This is a genomic window from Streptococcus sp. Marseille-P7375 (assembly GCF_902460365.1).
In the GTDB taxonomy this organism is placed as follows: Bacteria; Bacillota; Bacilli; order Lactobacillales; family Streptococcaceae; genus Streptococcus; species Streptococcus cristatus_I.
Map to the genome: position 1 here is coordinate 263,168 of NZ_CABPTR010000001.1, position 14,936 is coordinate 278,103.

Consider the following 14,936-nt stretch of genomic DNA (forward strand, 5'->3'; position numbering starts at 1 on the left):
CTCCTTTTAAATAGATACTTAAATAATAGCACATAAGAGCATATTTGTAAAGGAATCTCCAATTTTTTATCAAAGAGAGTACGTGATTACAAAATAGCTGTAATAATGTACCAATATTTGTTATTCTATAATCTTCCAATTACTCCCGTTCTTTTCAAGTACCAAATCAAATTGAGATACCTGCGTTGCTTTGGTCTGCTGGTCGATATACTCCACTGTCAGCGATACCGTGACTTGATTATCCTTACGATTGTGAATAGGATTTACCAGTTCTTGAAAGATGTACTCTTTTCCGATTGGTTTTAATATCCCGTCATTCACATAGTAGGAAAGTTCACTGGCTGTCGCTGTAGGATAGAGCTTGAAGAACGTCGTTAAAAACTCATTGATTTCATTGGTTGTAATGGAATCAACCGTCCCCTCACTTTCAATGGCTTTTGGTTTATAACTTGATTTCTTAGGTATGTTGGTAATGGTCGGATTCTTAACCAGTACCATATTTCCAGAACCATCTACATAGACACTCACTATATAAGCAGAGTGGACGGTCTTTGTATTTTCTCCCTCTGTAATGAGCTGGTCTACACTGTAGGTTACATTAAACTCATTGTCGCCAGTTGGCTCTACCGTCCATATCTGAAATCCTCTTACAGAAGACGATACAGGAATATCTTTGCGTACTGTATCAACATTGAGAGCTTGAAGTTCATCTGTCAGATAGCCTTTTAGACTTTCCATTCGATTATCAATGGACTTATCGGATTGCTCCCATGAATAGTAGACTTTCGCAAAGTTCTCTACAAAATTTTCTACATGATGAGTATCAACGTATTCCTTTTCTATGATAGTTGTTTCGTGAATAGTATGAGTATCTATAGCTGTAAAGTGCTTGAATATCGCAAAGCTGAAACTAAGCCCTAAAAGTACCCACAAGGCAATCACAACCTTTTTATGAGGATTGACCTTATAGACACGAGGTTTCTTTTCCTTTGGTATCTGTTTTTCTTTATTCTGATTTTTTCTAAATTTCATCATTAAATCTTCCTTTCTCATTGTTTGATTCGTCCTGCTCCCACTAAATGCTGTTGCCAGTAGGGGCTTGTTAAGTCGGCATAACCGATTGGGTCGCCTGCATGAAACATACGGTTATTGCCAAGGTATATCCCAACATGAGTAATATAAGAGCCAGCGTTATAGGTAGAATGAAAGAAAACCAAATCGCCAGCTTGTGCTTCCGATAGTGGGATATGCTGGGTCACATCATATTGCTGTTGTGCGGTTCGTGGTAAGTTAATTCCAGCTTTTCCATACGTCCATTGTGTCAGTCCGCTACAATCAAAAGAAGTAGTCGGGGAAGCTCCACCGTAAACGTATCGCCAGCCCTCATATTTCAGTGCTTCGTCCATGATGGCTTGTACCGTATCATCATCAAACTCTGTTGTGACAAGATACTGCGTTACCAGTTGCACATAAAACATATTGCCATAGTTGTATCGCCAGCCCCCATTGATAGGTATGGCTATGGGATTGGGGTAAGACACTTTTTCGCCACCTGAATACTCTTTTGAGAAACTTTGAGCCAGTTCAAAGGTATATTTATTTCCACGATTAGCCACATACCCTAAGAAACCACCACCATAATTGTAGGACTGGATAACCGATTCTAAATCTACACTGAGCCTTTCGCTACTGGCTAATAATTCACTGAAATACTTCACACCTTGCTTAATGGATTCTTCTGTACTCAATGAATTAGGTGGAAGACCGAGGGATTCCGAGGACTGCATAACATCTTCCGCAGTACCGCCCGATTCCACCTGTATAATCGCAAGAAGTATGTTGACATATTCTTCAACGCCATATTCTTTGGCATATTTTTCTACCATAGGCTTATGAGCCAGCACTTCTGCGGAAACATTCACACCTCCATAATGAATATTGGAAATTCCGCTGTCCTGTTCATCTGAAAATAAAATGGCAACAAACAGAAGCAGTGAGAAGACCATCAAGAATAATCCAGAACCACCAATCACTAAAGTTTTCAACTTCATGGTTTCTTACCGACTTTCTTAATGGTGGCGGTTTTGATTGGTGGTCTACTTCTTGTATTTTGTAGTGGTACTCTTTGAACAGTAGACGGACGTTCTTTTGTGATTGGACGTTGTGAAGTTCTATCTGCTGTAGTGGTTGAAGTTGCTGGCTTTTGAACGGTTTTTTCTTGAACGGTATTGCCTTGGCGTTCCACTTTTGGACTTGAAAAATCGGACTTAACTGCTGGACGCTCTTGTTTGGCTTGTTGAGATTCCTTATATGAAGTCTGAATATTAGACTGTTTTGAGGTCTGTTCATCATGATATTGTTCTTGTCTTGTAGTCGGTCTTTCATGAACAGAAGAAGCAGGCTGTTTTTTCTGTTTGACCTGTTCCATTTCAGAGCGACGCTTCGCAATGGTTTTTCGCCTTTGTTCCTGCTGTTCCTTGCGTCCACTGGCTCTGTCCGCTTTGGTTTGAGAAATACTACTGGTTAAATCACGGACATTCTCTTTTACTTTGGATTTTCCTTGATATACTGCATATCTTGCATTGGTCGGCAAATCTTTAACCTGTTCTTTCAAACCACTAGCAGTGTCTACCATTCTGTCTTTGGTATCAGCTACTGTACCGATGGTTTGACCGATACGTTTTCCAAGTGTTGATTTTTCCTTTCCGTCTGGTCGGGAGTGATCTGCTTGTGTCCTTGCAGAACTCCCCGAACCCGACTGTCCTTTTTTACCTGTAACAATGGCAGACCCAGCCCCTAGAGTAGTCATGGAACGTCCAAGTTTCCGCTGTAGACGGTGCATGTGAGCGTGCATAAGCATACGAGGTTTTCTCATCACACGACTTCCCACACTTTGAGAATCGTTACTCTGTAGAGAAAACATACTCATTAAATCGCCCAGCTTGAAGTAGATTCCTGCAAAGGTCACAATCTGTAGAAAAGCAATCAAAAAGAACGGATAACCAGCCGATAAGGTATAGAGCATGGTTGAAATACTAAATGCTGTCGTAATAATCAATGTGATTCCAGCTCGTGTCAAAATGGTATTAAAGAGCTTTGTTATGGCTCGTTTTGACATACCATCAAATGATGGAATCATGCTTAAAATAAAGCTCACAGGCAGAAACATAGCATAGATGATAAAAAGTACCTGCGAGAAAATCATGATTCCTGTTAATAGGAATACAAATATGGAAATCCCAATATTGAAGACAAATAGGAAGAAGACTGTACCTAAACGGTTAATGGTCTTTGTAATGGTTAGATTGGTATTGCTTCTGTCTTCAATTTCTTCCGCAACAATTTTTTCTCTGTCTTCGCCATTGTTGGAATCTGGGCTGGTGGAGAGCAGGCTTTCCACACGGTCAATACCGATACTTTCAATGTCTGAACTGTTGTATTGAAGCAGTAGCCACGGTTGCTGAACCTGTATGGAAAACAGGCTATCTCTGATTAAGTCCACGCTGTCCTTGCCTTGACTATCGGAATGGGGCATGACAATCTTCGTGCCAAGTGATAAACTGGCATTACTGATGTCTGATGAAAAGTCATTGATTTTTTTAATGTAGTCGGGAGCGTAGGCAATAAAGGAAGCCGATAGGATAAACACCAGCACAAAATTCATAATGGCATGAATTGCCTTTGTGGTTTCTCTCTTTATCAGTCCCGTATAGGCAACATAAACCCCAAGAACCAAAATCAAGAGTAAGAGGAATCCAACATAGAAACCCTCTGTTGAAAATCCGTTTGCACTCACACCAGCTAAGGTCTGCATATTCTTACCAATGGAATCTGCTGTAGCGGAAATGAAGTCTAAGGAATAGGCTTCCTGTACTAAGTAACCTGTCGCATTGGAAACATACAAACTGATTGTCCAAATAAAATTGGTAATGGCATATAGTCCATACATGACCTGTTTTCCAATCCCGTCCGACCAGTTCCACGGAAGCCAGCCCCAGCTATTATCCACATAAAAATCCAGTTGATAGTTTTCAAGTGGGTATCGGCTGTATTCATTTGCCACATTGACCGTATCATCTACCAAGCCCGCAGCTTGAACCACCGTTCCCAGCATGGCTAAAAGAAAAATGGCAATCACAAGTGTGAAAGCCACTGTCATTGCCACTTTACCTAGACGTTTCAGCGTCCAGTTTGATTTTATTCTGTTTACTATTGATGGTTTCACATTTACACCTCTTTTCGCACAGGTGGTCTGGTATCAAAGGCATGGAGCAGTTCTTCAAATACAGGGTGGAACTGTATCACACCGACACGACCATATAAATCACTGATAAGGCATTGCCCGTTTTCCAAATCACGCAATCGCTTCTGATTGTTTTCGTCCTCTGGGTCTACACCAAAAAAGGCTAAGGTCTTTTTAATCTCGTTAAGGTCAGTGGAACGAAATGCAAATTTTAAGCCGAGATTATTTTTCAGTTTTTCATCTAAGAGGTCGTCTGTATTTTGGGTCACGAAATATACCCCAGCGTTCATAGCACGACCAGCCCGAACCAGCTTCATAGATAGTGTTTTTCCTTGTGCTACCTGTAAAAAGCTCCATGCTTCGTCTAAATCTACAATCTTGAAAATGCTTCGGTCTGTATGGATAAAGTCTAAAGCAAAGGTACTAATGACAATCAGCATAGCAACGGATAAAAGCTCCATAGTGGTATATTCCTCAAAGGAAGTTTCCTTGTCGGGAAGTACCAAGTCCGCAACCTGTATAATGTTCAGTTGTTTTTCTAAGCTGATAGACTGCTCCACATAACCATTACTGAATAATAAATGTGCAAAGTCATAGTCTGTAAAACTTTCGATATGGTCGGCTATACTGGTACTTAGTGGCGTATTCTCAACCCGTAATTCCTCAATCACTTTCATCAACCCTCGTACTTCACTATTGGTTACTGCACGAATGGCTTTTCTAAGGATTGGGAAGCGTTCCCCATCACGAGAGGAAATCCCCGTAAGGAATGTCAGAATATCAATAGCCAGTGATTCAGAATCTTTGGGATTTTTCATAATCACATAAGGGTCAAGTAAGCCTTTGTTTTTCTCATCAGAAGTCAGAGTGACGATATTGATTTCATGGGAAATCTCTGGCAAGGTTTCTTTCCATCTGCCACGTTCTGCTTTTGGGTCTACAATCACTGCTTGTGCCCCATAAAGCACCGCATAATAGACGATAAGGTTATTCGCAAAGGATTTACCACCACCCAGCGAACCAACAAAAGCCGACGCTAACGCATTGGTTACTGAACCCTTAACCCCTTGACTGGCAAGAGCAGGTTTCAGATAGACATTGCGTCCAGTATCTAAGCTGTAGCCAACATAAATCCCCTCATTTTCCCCCAGCATTTGAGTAGCACCAAAACCTAAACCAGCGAGGAAATCAGAGGTCACGTATTGAATATAATCATTCATATAACGCTTGCTGGCAGGTAAAAATTCTTCATGTAAGCCGAGCATATCCCCAAATGGTCGTACCAGTTTTACGCTTAAATCGTCATAAAAATCTTTCACTTCATTACAACGACGTTTGAGTTCGTCAAGATCATTTGCTGATACCCTTACCACATAAGACAGCTTGTACATAGATTCCTTGCTTTGGTCTAAATTGGTTTCCAGCTCATTCACACTTTCCAGAGCTTCCGCCACATTGGAGCTGGTTTCATTATCACTTTGCCAAGCGTGGTTATCCAAGTCTTTCAGTTCTTTCTTTTTATTGCGGACAGTAGATAGGGCTTTACGATTCGCTACAATTTCCACATTCATTGACGTATCAATCGGGAATGTAAATTGCTGTTGCTGGTAGTAGAAGATTTCAGAGGACGGGAAGTCCAGTTCTCCGACAATGCTGTTAATGGTAAAGTAAGCTACATAGACGGTTTCATCTTCCTGCTGGATTTTCAAATATCGCTGTTTTTCTTCCACCAAACAGCGAGTAGGCTTAATCAAGTCATAGTATTTAATCAGCGTTTCATTATCCAGCTTTTTCTTTGATAGATGGTACTCATACTCTTCATAGGCAGTGCCTGTCTGTCCGTAAAGGTGTTCAATCAGATAGCCGAAGTCGTCCTTATCTAACCTGCGGATTTTGAAACGACGAGAGATTTTATTTTCTAAGAGCTTTTCCATCTTCTGAAAACGCAGGATTTCATCATTACTCATACTAACAAAATCGCCCATCAGCTTATGGTTCACATCATAGACAAAATCAGACAAAGCATTTTTTGCTTCAACGGTAAGACTTTTCATAGAAAACTCCTGATCGTTGAGAAGCAACTTAAAGCCGATAAAGAAACGGTAGTTCACTTGATTTTCGCCAATCATGGATATTAAAGCGTCTGTCTGTTGGTCGATTTTGTCATAGGCAACCGCTTTGAGCTTGCCAGTGACTTCATTTTTGGAACGCTCTTGTGCAGAACGTATGCTGGATTCTGTACTGATTTGTAAAGCATGAATTTTGCCATCACGATTTTGTGCGATAAGCTGTCTGAAAGAATCATGCACTTGTATTTTCTGTTCTGGACTTAGAAATGAGTAATTGTAAGGAACAAGCTCATAGTAAGCATAACATTCCCCGTCTTTATTCCAGACGAGATTGTTTTCAATGTATTTAATTGGATATGCCATAAAATTCACTCCTAACTGCTGTAATGGCTTCTTGTGGCTGGTTTCTGCCAAGCGTTACTTTTTTTCCTGCATAGGTCAGCTTTGGTCGCAGTGCATAAGCAATGACAGACTTCAAAAATCCATAAGGCTTTTTACCATCAAAAGTTTTTGTAGACATAAACCATGTGAAAGCCACAGGAATCCCAAAGTATTTGAGAAATGCTCCCTCTATCATGGAAAGAGGGGGCAAGTTGCCAAGTATCATCACTGCAAAGAGTGACACGACAAACCATGTCATTTGCGTAAAGGTTATGGGAAACGGAAGTCTAAAATCATTGATAGAATACAGTACCTTTTCCACAGACCAGATACTGGTATAGCTTCGTATTTTCTTCATGTAATCAATCCTTTCATAAAAAATAGGGGTAGCTGATTGAGCCACCCCGTAAAATAGAAAATCTGCCAGTAGTAATGTACCGACAGATTTAATAGACGATTTCAAAAATCCCATGATTGGTTGAGATAAACGTTCCTGAAAGGTCTAAATCCCGACCATAGGCTTGATAATCAATATAGTTTTGAAGACTAGCTGGTACTTCGCCTAAAGCACCCGTTTCTTCAATGTAGTAGCGTGCCACGTCATACATATCATCACAATCGGAATGAATGATAATATCCTCTTGATGTTCGCTTAGTTCTTCAATGCTTGAAAAATGAGTGAGCAGAGCAGATAGCTCCGATTGTAATTCTTCGGGTAATTCCGATACCATTTCCCATAGTCGATTGAGTTCGCCAATGGAAGTGTATTCGTCAACCGTAAAGGGTAACTCGTAGTCATGAATGGCGTATTCCTCATATTCATCATTCAAGCCGATTTTCTCTTTGACTTCCTCAAAGTCAATGGGAAAGGTAAACCACGCACCGACCAATTCGCCCTCATTGTATTTGCCTAAATTCGCAATATAGACTTGCATATCGTCCATATATTCACGTCCTTTCTTTGTAGAGATTCAAAAATCCCTACCGCACTTCGTTTGGTGTACCATTCCTTTGCGGAACATAAGAAAACCACTTATATTCCACAAAAGAACGGTTTTATTTAAGCACCAATAATGCGATTGAATAGCTCTAGTAAAATGTCTTTTACTCCAGCAGCGTTGAAGACTAAGCCAACCGCAATAATCGCAATAATTAAAAAGCCAATCAGTTTGCTAAACTCACGCTTGAAGCCAAGATACAAGCCAATCACAACGATTGCTAAAAGCACCAGTGATTGAGCGTTTGATAGAAACCAGTTATAAAGGTTTTGTCCAAAATTCATAAAAATGTTCTCCTCTCTATATTCAATGAATTTGTATTTGAGTTATTTTTTTGGGGTATACACTTTCTGGTATGGATAGAGATTCCATGCCAGATTTTTTTATACAAAAAAGAGGACATTTGCTGTCCCCTCGTTATACAATCAATTCACCACAAAAATCATGAAAGAAGGTTAAACAAATGTCCCATAATGATTCTATCCTAAATATTCTTGGAATTAAAGATAAAAATATTAAAATTATTTCTGTTGAAGAAGCTGAACACAACAACGATTCTGTTAAAGAGTATATAACGCTAATAACAGCTACTCTTTCTTATCCGATTAATCGTTGTCGTAACTGTGGCTTTCCCACAGTTAATAAGGATGGCTTTCGCAAAACTCATGTACGACTGGCAAGTTTAAATGGGAGAAGATATGAACTAGAGCTTCGTAAACAACGCTATAAATGTAAATCATGCCATACTACTTTTGGTGCTATTACTAATTTAACCAAAGAAAATCAAACCTTATCCAGTGATCTCAAAAATCAAATCATGCTTTTAGCTCGTAAAGGCTTATCTGGTCAGCTTATTGCTGAAATGTGTCACTGCTCTCCTAGCAGTGTTCGTCGAACAATCTTAGAGCGCATGGAACCACACTATCGTGTGGCTAAGTTGCCTAAGCATCTATGTTTTGACGAGTTTCGTTCAATTAAGTCTGTGATGTCCTTTATCTGTTGTGACGCTGAAACCCACCAAATTGTCACAAAGTTACAGGATCGTCTATCACCTACCATTGTTGATTATTTTGAAAGTCGTTATTCAAAAGCCGAACGCGAATGCGTTCAATCAGTTGTAATTGATTTAAATGCTCAATATCAAAGTTTTATCTATCGCCTTTTCCCTAATGCCAATATCATTATTGATCGCTTCCACCTTGTACAATTAGCTGGTCGCGCTTTGGACAATTGTCGTATCTCTATCCTAAAGCAACTTGATAAACAGAGCCAAGAATATAAAATTATGAAGTCACATTGGAAGCTATTCCATAAAAAAGCTGAAGATCTTCACCCTGAAGAAGTAGTTTTTCTTCGCGGCGTTAAACAATATATGACTCGCCAAAATGCTGTTGATCTCATTACTAGTAAATTTTCCAAGTTCGCTGAAGTATACCAAACTTACCAAGATATCACGAAAGCCCTAAACGAGCGCAATAGTGAATTACTAGAGTCAACCATCTTAGACTACCAAAAAACCAATACAGAAATGGATACTGCTATTCAAACCCTTCGTCAAAACAGAAAATATGTCTTAAATAGCGCTAAATTTGAATACTCTAATGGTCCTTTAGAAGGCATCAATCGCAAAATCAAAACCCTAAAACGAACTTGTTATGGTTTTGCCAATCAAAAATTTTTCTTTTTAAGAATCGATTGTATTTTTTCGTAAAAAAATACCCCCTACATTTTCGTAGGAAGTATTTTTAGTCAACCATACCAGTTGACAGATATCCCACTTAGGACATTTTCCTACAAGGGGTCCCGAGCGCTTAGTGGGAATTTGTACCCCTTATCGATACAAATTCCCCGTAGGCGCTAGGGACCTCTTTAGCTTCTTGGAAGCTGTCAGTAGTATATCTAATAATTTATCTCCATTCCCTTTAGTAACGTGTAACTTTCCAAATTTAAAAAAGCGACTCATAGAATTATTTCCTCCCGTTAAATAATAGATAACTATTAAAAATAGACAATACTTGCTCATAAGTAATGGTACTTAAATTGTTTACTTTGGCGTGTTTCATTGCTTGATGAAACTGATTTTTAGTAAACAGTTGACGATATTCTCGATTGACCCATTTTGAAACAAAGTACGTATATAGCTTCCAATATTTATCTGGAACATCTGTGGTATGGCGGGTAAGTTTTATTAAGACACTGTTTACTTTTGGTTTAGGATGAAAGCATTCCGCTGGCAGCTTAAGCAATTGCTGAATCGAGACTTGAGTGTGCAAGAGCAACCCTAGTGTTCGGTGAATATCCAAGGTACGCTTGTAGAATCCTTCTTCAACAATCAGATAGATGTCAGACGCACGGCTTTCAAAAACCACTTTTTTAATAATTTGTGTGCTTAAATGGTAAGGAATATTCCCAACAATTTTATACCTCTGTTTGTTAGGGAATTGAAACTGTAGAATATCTTGGTGAATTAAAGTGACACGAGTATTCAGTTTTAATTTTTCTGACGATAAGTTGAATAGATGACTGTCTAATTCAATAGACGTTACCTGTTTACTTATTTTAGCCAGTTTCGTCGTTAAATGCCCTTTACCTGTTCCAATTTCGTAAACGGTATCGGTTTCTTTTAAATTCAATTGTTTTATTATTTGGTTGAGTACTTTTTCACTCGTTAAAAAGTTTTGAGAATATTTTATATTTTTGTTCATGTAATCTCTCCTGAAGTGATTACATCTATAAACAAATACAGAAGTTAAACGATTTGTTTGTAATTTTAGTTATCTGTTTAAAAAGTCATAAGATTAGTCACTGGTAGGAATTAATCTAACGTATTTATTTATCTGCGTAATCACTGTTTTTAGTCTGTTTCAAAACAGTAGATGTTTTATCTACATTACGCATTTGGAATACCAACATGACGAATCCCTCCTTCTTAATTACAAATTTTTAGCATCTAATTTAACTTCAATTCCTATTATACAAAATTTTAAGATAATGCACTATCAACACACTCTTAAGTTTGCTTCTAAGTCTTATTTCCATAACTTCTTTTACGTTTCCGCCATTCTTTGCTGTTTCGATTTTTATGATATGGTGCAAGTCAGCACGAACACGAACCGTCTTATCTCCCATTATATCCTTTTTTTGTTGTTATCACGTCCTGTTCTTTTACTGACTGTTGCTTCAAAATCTGCTTGTGTCGGTCTGTCAGTTTCGCATGGTCGAGAATGTCTTTTACAACCTGCGTCTGGTTGATTTCATCAAGTTTAATCGCAACCTTTAAGGTCGGGGCAACTTGATGAGATAGCCAGTTCAGCGTCCTTTGGAAGGAGTAAGGCTCTGGTTTTGTGGTTAGTTTTAATCGTTCACGATTGTTCCCAATAAACCAAGCCCATTCTTCATTCAGTTTCCAATCAGAACGAGGTTTGGAATCGTCTTTATCTACAAAACGGATATACCGATTGATAATTTTAAAGGCGGTATGCTCTGGATTGTCATAGACGAGTAAATCACGGACTGCATAATAGGCACGCTCATTTTTCAATCGAATCTCAAAACGGTTTTTTACTTCTGCGTCTTCAATGGGAATATCATTTTTCTTGTACTGCTCGTAGTCCTTTTCATAGATACAGAAATAAACTTCACTTTGTAATGAACCGATATAGAGGGTGTTTCCCATACATTCCTTTTCCTCTTTGCGTACCAGTTCGCCACTGCGATAGCTTTTAAAACTGCGGAAGACGGAGATACATTCTTCCTGTTGGCACTTTTCAGTGAGTACAGGGATATTCAAAATCCCTGTCTTATCGTTAATGGCAAGGTCAAGGCGTTTCATCACACCGCCAGCCACCAAAACGTCCATAAAGAACTCATACCAGCTTCTTTGTTGTGCCAGAAGATAGCTTTCAAATTGTCTGCACCCACGACCTTTCAATTCCACCAGAACTCCTTTGTCCAGTTCATGGGAGCAAAGGACGAATATGTCGCCTAAAGCATAATGCTCTGAATAAGAATAGAAACCATAGTCCTCATGAAGAAAATAGGACAGTTTCAGTTGTAAGATGTTTTCGACCACCTGCTGTACGTCTGTTGTCGGAAAGCGAATCCTTACATAATCAAACAGCATTTCAAGGGGAGCGTCGGGATTGAAGCGTTCCAGAGCTTCCCAAAGGGACTGCTGTAAATCCTCTGATGGCTTGACTTTTCCTGTTTCAATATCGCTTAGATACTGCCTTGTAATACCAGTCGCAACAGCTAAACGGTTTTGAGATAGTCCATAAGCCAAGCGTTTTTCTTTTAAATGCTGTAACCAAGTTTGTTCATTCAGTAAAAATCCCTCCAATCAAAAAGGCGTATGTCAACTTTTAAAGCCCATTTGACATACGCTGAAATTTTGTAAATCCCTTGTAACCAAAGGATTTTCTAATGTTTTTTTGACTGTTTCCTGTCGATTTGTACCCCCCTGTTAGATACGGGGGGTTAAGTGCTGGCGTGGCTATTGCCACACCAGCCAGCAAGATCAGTCCACACCTGCGACTTCCGCTTCGCACGTCGCCTGCGTGGACTGTCTGCTGTTGGATAACTTTTTAATTTCCTCCAAGAAATCATATCCTTTTGGTACAAGGGGAGTATAAAACTCTGATATGACACTTGTTCCTACATCAACATAGCCACGACCTTTGATTCGCTTTAAGAAGAAATCCTTTTGTACGTCACTGCCAAACATCATGCCATAGCCCATTTCAGACATACGACCTAAAGCCACTCTGAAATTAAACTGATCACGGATTCCGTCGCCTAAATATTTTGCGTCTGGACGTTGACAAGCCAGTATTAGAAAGAAGCCAGCTTGACGACCTAACATGACAATCTGTTTCAGCTTATTCATAACTGCGGTGTTTTCTTTTGTTCCCAGCATTTCCATGAAAGCGACGTATTCATCAAAGATTAAGAAGTGTGCCGGGAGACCTAAGTAAGCATAATTTTTGCCAGTCTTATAGTTCTTCATCTGCTTCATTTCCTCACTACGTTTCATCATTTCTTCATAGAATGTTTCAATGCAAGAAAGCAAGTCTTCTTTTCTATAGTAGACATTTGCCATCACAGAACCTAAGTCCGCAAGGTCAGCATTTTTCGGGTCAAGAATATACAGTTTTGAATCTGTATGAAGCAAGGCTTCAATCAGTGTCAGTATAAAGTAAGTTTTACCGCCACCTGTACCACCAGCAATCAACATATGAGGGAGCTTATCATATTCCCACCATACGTTTTTCATTAAGCGAAGTTTACCATCTTTAGCTTCTACTTCATCAATAGAAATACGACTGGCTATGGTGTCATAGAGCAAAGTATATTCCACATAGGAATCCTTTAACTCTTTATCCGTCAGCTCACAGTACAAGCCACTCTCTAATTTCTTTTCCAAGTGTAAGAGTTGGTCTTGATATTTTCCCAGCGTGATTTCCACCCGTATCTGTATCAAGCCATTTTTAAGTCGATAATACATTTTAGGGAAGTAGGTTATCTTTTCCTTTGTACGACCAGCACTATCTTTAAAGAAACCCTCTGTTTTGACCTGTTCAGATTCATACCACTTGTTTTCAAGTATCATCTTTGCCAGTTTTTGACGGTGGTAAAGTTGTTTAACCGTATCATAGCGAACCCGTTTGAATACAAACGCTACCAGCAAGCAGATAAGAATTGCGACACTGAAACTGATAATTAAATAGGGAATGTCAATCTTATCTGCTTGTGATAGGTTAAAATCCTGCCAGTTGATCTGCTGGATTGTCTTCACATGAAACAGTCCGACAACCAGCAGGAAAACAGGCAGGAGTGACGCTATCGTAAAATGAAAGACTAAATCTTTACCAGATGGGCGAATCCTTTTACCACGCTGTTTCATGCGAAAAAGTCTCCTTTCTACCTAGCGACTATTTGTCTTGTGTCGGTTCTTTCTTTGCTTGTGGTTGAGCTTTGAATGAACTAGAATCCTTTGTCAGCACAATATCGTCTGCCTTGATATACCAGTCAACATCTGCTCCTTGATAGGTGGCAGTAGCAACGGTGTCCGCAATGGGATTGATAAGTTCCACCCGTGCGTTATAATCAAACTCTTTCAAAGGCAAGCTGGCAGGAATACTTACTTGAATCATGCGTCCTTGTCCTTTGGATTTTAAGTCATAGGTACGTTCCTTGATTTCATCTGAAACCGACCCGTCTTCATTTTGGATTCTCACTTCACGACGTAGAGCAGAGAATTTCAATTCTCCAAAAGTCGTGTCTTTATCTAATACAATGCCATTTGCTAATCTCATCATTTTTCCTCTCTTTCTTTATTCTTTTATCATGTCGTCAGCATGTAAAAGGTAATTTGTAAAACCACGAGTGCCGATTTTGTAGCCCTCTGCGGTAATACGTGGATTGACTAACTTCACACGTTCCTCAAAGCCGAAATGTTTTTCGCCAGCTTCAGCAGGAAGCACCACCACAATATCATCTGCTCTTTGAACATCAGAATAGAGATTATAGCTTCTTGATAAGACAGTTAGCCGTCCGTTGATTCTTCGCTGAACGACTTTATCCTCGCCAGCAAATTCTAAATTGCCGAATGTTTTTTCCATGTTGGGAATCACAAATTTAAGTTCCATATTTTTACCTATCCTTTCTTTTTTATTGGCTGAATGAATGTTTGATGGTCTTAAAGAGTGGGGAACGACCTTTTGATTCTTGATTTTTTGTTTTCATAAGTTCACTTCCTTTCAAAATCGGGTAAAAAAATAGACACCTCATTTTTTGAAGTGTCTACCTATTAAATATTCAAATTTTATTGGAAGTATCTTTATATCTTCACTTTTCAAGGATAAATCGTCGTATCAAAGCTCATTCATAAGTAGTAAATTAGTAGTAAATTGAGTGGTTTTGACCTTGATAAAGTGTGATAAGTCCAGTTTTTATGCGGATAACTAGATTTTTATGCTATTTTTATATAAAAATTAGCTTATTTTAGGGAAATGAAATGCTAACGTTATGTAACAATGTTAGTCTTTTATTTCAAAATCTTTGTTTAGTATGAATTTAGCTCTACAGGAAAATAAAAAATGTGATAAAAATTTCAACTACTCTTATCTATAATAAAGCTACCTGTTCTTTGAAAATTGAATTCACTCCGTCTTGATTAGCGTGCCTGTGTAAGTAGGGACTGAGAGTATTTCCCTGTGAAGGGCAACTGGCACAAGACGTGTGTGA

General features: G+C 39.0%; 16 protein-coding genes. 1 reads left to right on the forward strand and 15 read right to left on the reverse strand.

Annotation, left to right across the window (positions count from 1 at the left end):
* Window positions 1-120: 120 nt before the first annotated feature.
* The 7 genes from FZ954_RS01405 to FZ954_RS01435 all read right to left on the reverse strand — a co-directional run bounded on the left by FZ954_RS01405 (window position 121) and on the right by FZ954_RS01435 (window position 7,975).
* Complete coding sequence (locus FZ954_RS01405) at window positions 121-1,053, reverse strand: conjugal transfer protein (protein ID WP_001224318.1); 933 nt, start codon at window positions 1,051-1,053, stop codon at window positions 121-123.
* On the reverse strand, window positions 1,050-2,051 hold the full coding sequence (locus FZ954_RS01410) for a lysozyme family protein (RefSeq protein WP_000769868.1): 1,002 nt from the start codon (window positions 2,049-2,051) through the stop codon (window positions 1,050-1,052). The genes FZ954_RS01405 and FZ954_RS01410 overlap by 4 nt, the downstream gene beginning before the upstream one ends.
* On the reverse strand, window positions 2,048-4,225 hold the full coding sequence (locus tag FZ954_RS01415) for a CD3337/EF1877 family mobilome membrane protein (protein ID WP_000804748.1): 2,178 nt from the start codon (window positions 4,223-4,225) through the stop codon (window positions 2,048-2,050). The genes FZ954_RS01410 and FZ954_RS01415 overlap by 4 nt, the downstream gene beginning before the upstream one ends.
* A 2-nt stretch (window positions 4,226-4,227) precedes the next feature.
* A complete protein-coding gene (locus FZ954_RS01420; RefSeq protein ID WP_000331160.1) occupies window positions 4,228-6,675 on the reverse strand; it encodes an ATP-binding protein in 2,448 nt (815 codons plus the stop codon).
* Window positions 6,659-7,051 (reverse strand): conjugal transfer protein, encoded by a 393-nt coding sequence (locus FZ954_RS01425; protein ID WP_000723888.1) that lies wholly within the window; start codon window positions 7,049-7,051, stop codon window positions 6,659-6,661. Before FZ954_RS01425 ends, FZ954_RS01420 begins: the two co-directional genes overlap by 17 nt.
* Before the next feature lie 88 nt (window positions 7,052-7,139).
* Complete coding sequence (locus FZ954_RS01430; protein ID WP_000342539.1) at window positions 7,140-7,637, reverse strand: antirestriction protein ArdA; 498 nt, start codon at window positions 7,635-7,637, stop codon at window positions 7,140-7,142.
* 116 nt (window positions 7,638-7,753) lie between these two features.
* Entirely contained in the window at window positions 7,754-7,975 is a 222-nt protein-coding gene (locus tag FZ954_RS01435; protein ID WP_001009056.1) for a hypothetical protein, read from the reverse strand.
* Window positions 7,976-8,154: 179 nt separating this feature from the next.
* On the opposite strand from FZ954_RS01435, the gene FZ954_RS01440 reads away from it, so the two are divergent.
* Entirely contained in the window at window positions 8,155-9,402 is a 1,248-nt protein-coding gene (locus FZ954_RS01440; protein ID WP_000019067.1) for an ISL3 family transposase, read from the forward strand.
* Window positions 9,403-9,658: 256 nt separating this feature from the next.
* Here the strand turns inward: FZ954_RS01440 and erm(B) are convergent, their stop codons facing one another.
* The 8 genes from erm(B) to FZ954_RS01485 all read right to left on the reverse strand — a co-directional run bounded on the left by erm(B) (window position 9,659) and on the right by FZ954_RS01485 (window position 14,338).
* Entirely contained in the window at window positions 9,659-10,396 is a 738-nt protein-coding gene (gene erm(B), locus FZ954_RS01450; RefSeq protein ID WP_001038795.1) for a 23S rRNA (adenine(2058)-N(6))-methyltransferase Erm(B), read from the reverse strand.
* Between the two features lie 124 nt (window positions 10,397-10,520).
* Window positions 10,521-10,604, reverse strand: coding sequence for a 23S rRNA methyltransferase attenuation leader peptide (locus tag FZ954_RS01455; protein WP_001814874.1), 84 nt, complete (start codon window positions 10,602-10,604; stop codon window positions 10,521-10,523).
* Window positions 10,605-10,652: 48 nt separating this feature from the next.
* Window positions 10,653-10,820 (reverse strand): MLS leader peptide, encoded by a 168-nt coding sequence (locus FZ954_RS01460; protein ID WP_000502600.1) that lies wholly within the window; start codon window positions 10,818-10,820, stop codon window positions 10,653-10,655.
* Complete coding sequence (mobT, locus tag FZ954_RS01465) at window positions 10,810-12,030, reverse strand: MobT family relaxase (protein WP_000398285.1); 1,221 nt, start codon at window positions 12,028-12,030, stop codon at window positions 10,810-10,812. Before mobT ends, FZ954_RS01460 begins: the two co-directional genes overlap by 11 nt.
* 22 nt (window positions 12,031-12,052) lie before the next feature.
* Entirely contained in the window at window positions 12,053-12,205 is a 153-nt protein-coding gene (locus FZ954_RS01470; RefSeq protein WP_000879507.1) for a hypothetical protein, read from the reverse strand.
* A gap of 2 nt (window positions 12,206-12,207) precedes the next feature.
* Window positions 12,208-13,593 carry an FtsK/SpoIIIE domain-containing protein gene (locus FZ954_RS01475; protein ID WP_000813488.1) on the reverse strand — a complete coding sequence of 462 codons (1,386 nt, stop codon included), beginning with the start codon at window positions 13,591-13,593 and terminating at the stop codon, window positions 12,208-12,210.
* 28 nt (window positions 13,594-13,621) lie between these two features.
* Window positions 13,622-14,008, reverse strand: coding sequence for a YdcP family protein (locus FZ954_RS01480; RefSeq protein WP_148876440.1), 387 nt, complete (start codon window positions 14,006-14,008; stop codon window positions 13,622-13,624).
* Between the two features lie 15 nt (window positions 14,009-14,023).
* Window positions 14,024-14,338: a YdcP family protein gene (locus tag FZ954_RS01485; protein ID WP_000420682.1), complete on the reverse strand. Its 315-nt coding sequence runs from the start codon at window positions 14,336-14,338 to the stop codon at window positions 14,024-14,026.
* Window positions 14,339-14,936 lie beyond the last annotated feature (598 nt).

What these genes read in the sequence shown, in the direction of transcription:
- FZ954_RS01480 (WP_148876440.1), bottom strand. Translation starts at nt 14,008, where the DNA reads ATGATGAGATTAGCAAATGGCATTGTATTAGATAAAGACACGACTTTT.
- FZ954_RS01420 (WP_000331160.1), bottom strand. Translation starts at nt 6,675, where the DNA reads ATGGCATATCCAATTAAATACATTGAAAACAATCTCGTCTGGAATAAA.
- FZ954_RS01460 (WP_000502600.1), bottom strand. Translation starts at nt 10,820, where the DNA reads ATGGGAGATAAGACGGTTCGTGTTCGTGCTGACTTGCACCATATCATA.
- FZ954_RS01435 (WP_001009056.1), bottom strand. Translation starts at nt 7,975, where the DNA reads ATGAATTTTGGACAAAACCTTTATAACTGGTTTCTATCAAACGCTCAA.
- FZ954_RS01455 (WP_001814874.1), bottom strand. Translation starts at nt 10,604, where the DNA reads ATGTTGGTATTCCAAATGCGTAATGTAGATAAAACATCTACTGTTTTG.
- FZ954_RS01410 (WP_000769868.1), bottom strand. Translation starts at nt 2,051, where the DNA reads ATGAAGTTGAAAACTTTAGTGATTGGTGGTTCTGGATTATTCTTGATG.
- FZ954_RS01425 (WP_000723888.1), bottom strand. Translation starts at nt 7,051, where the DNA reads ATGAAGAAAATACGAAGCTATACCAGTATCTGGTCTGTGGAAAAGGTA.
- FZ954_RS01405 (WP_001224318.1), bottom strand. Translation starts at nt 1,053, where the DNA reads ATGAGAAAGGAAGATTTAATGATGAAATTTAGAAAAAATCAGAATAAA.
- FZ954_RS01475 (WP_000813488.1), bottom strand. Translation starts at nt 13,593, where the DNA reads ATGAAACAGCGTGGTAAAAGGATTCGCCCATCTGGTAAAGATTTAGTC.
- FZ954_RS01440 (WP_000019067.1), top strand. Translation starts at nt 8,155, where the DNA reads ATGTCCCATAATGATTCTATCCTAAATATTCTTGGAATTAAAGATAAA.
- FZ954_RS01430 (WP_000342539.1), bottom strand. Translation starts at nt 7,637, where the DNA reads ATGGACGATATGCAAGTCTATATTGCGAATTTAGGCAAATACAATGAG.
- FZ954_RS01485 (WP_000420682.1), bottom strand. Translation starts at nt 14,338, where the DNA reads ATGGAACTTAAATTTGTGATTCCCAACATGGAAAAAACATTCGGCAAT.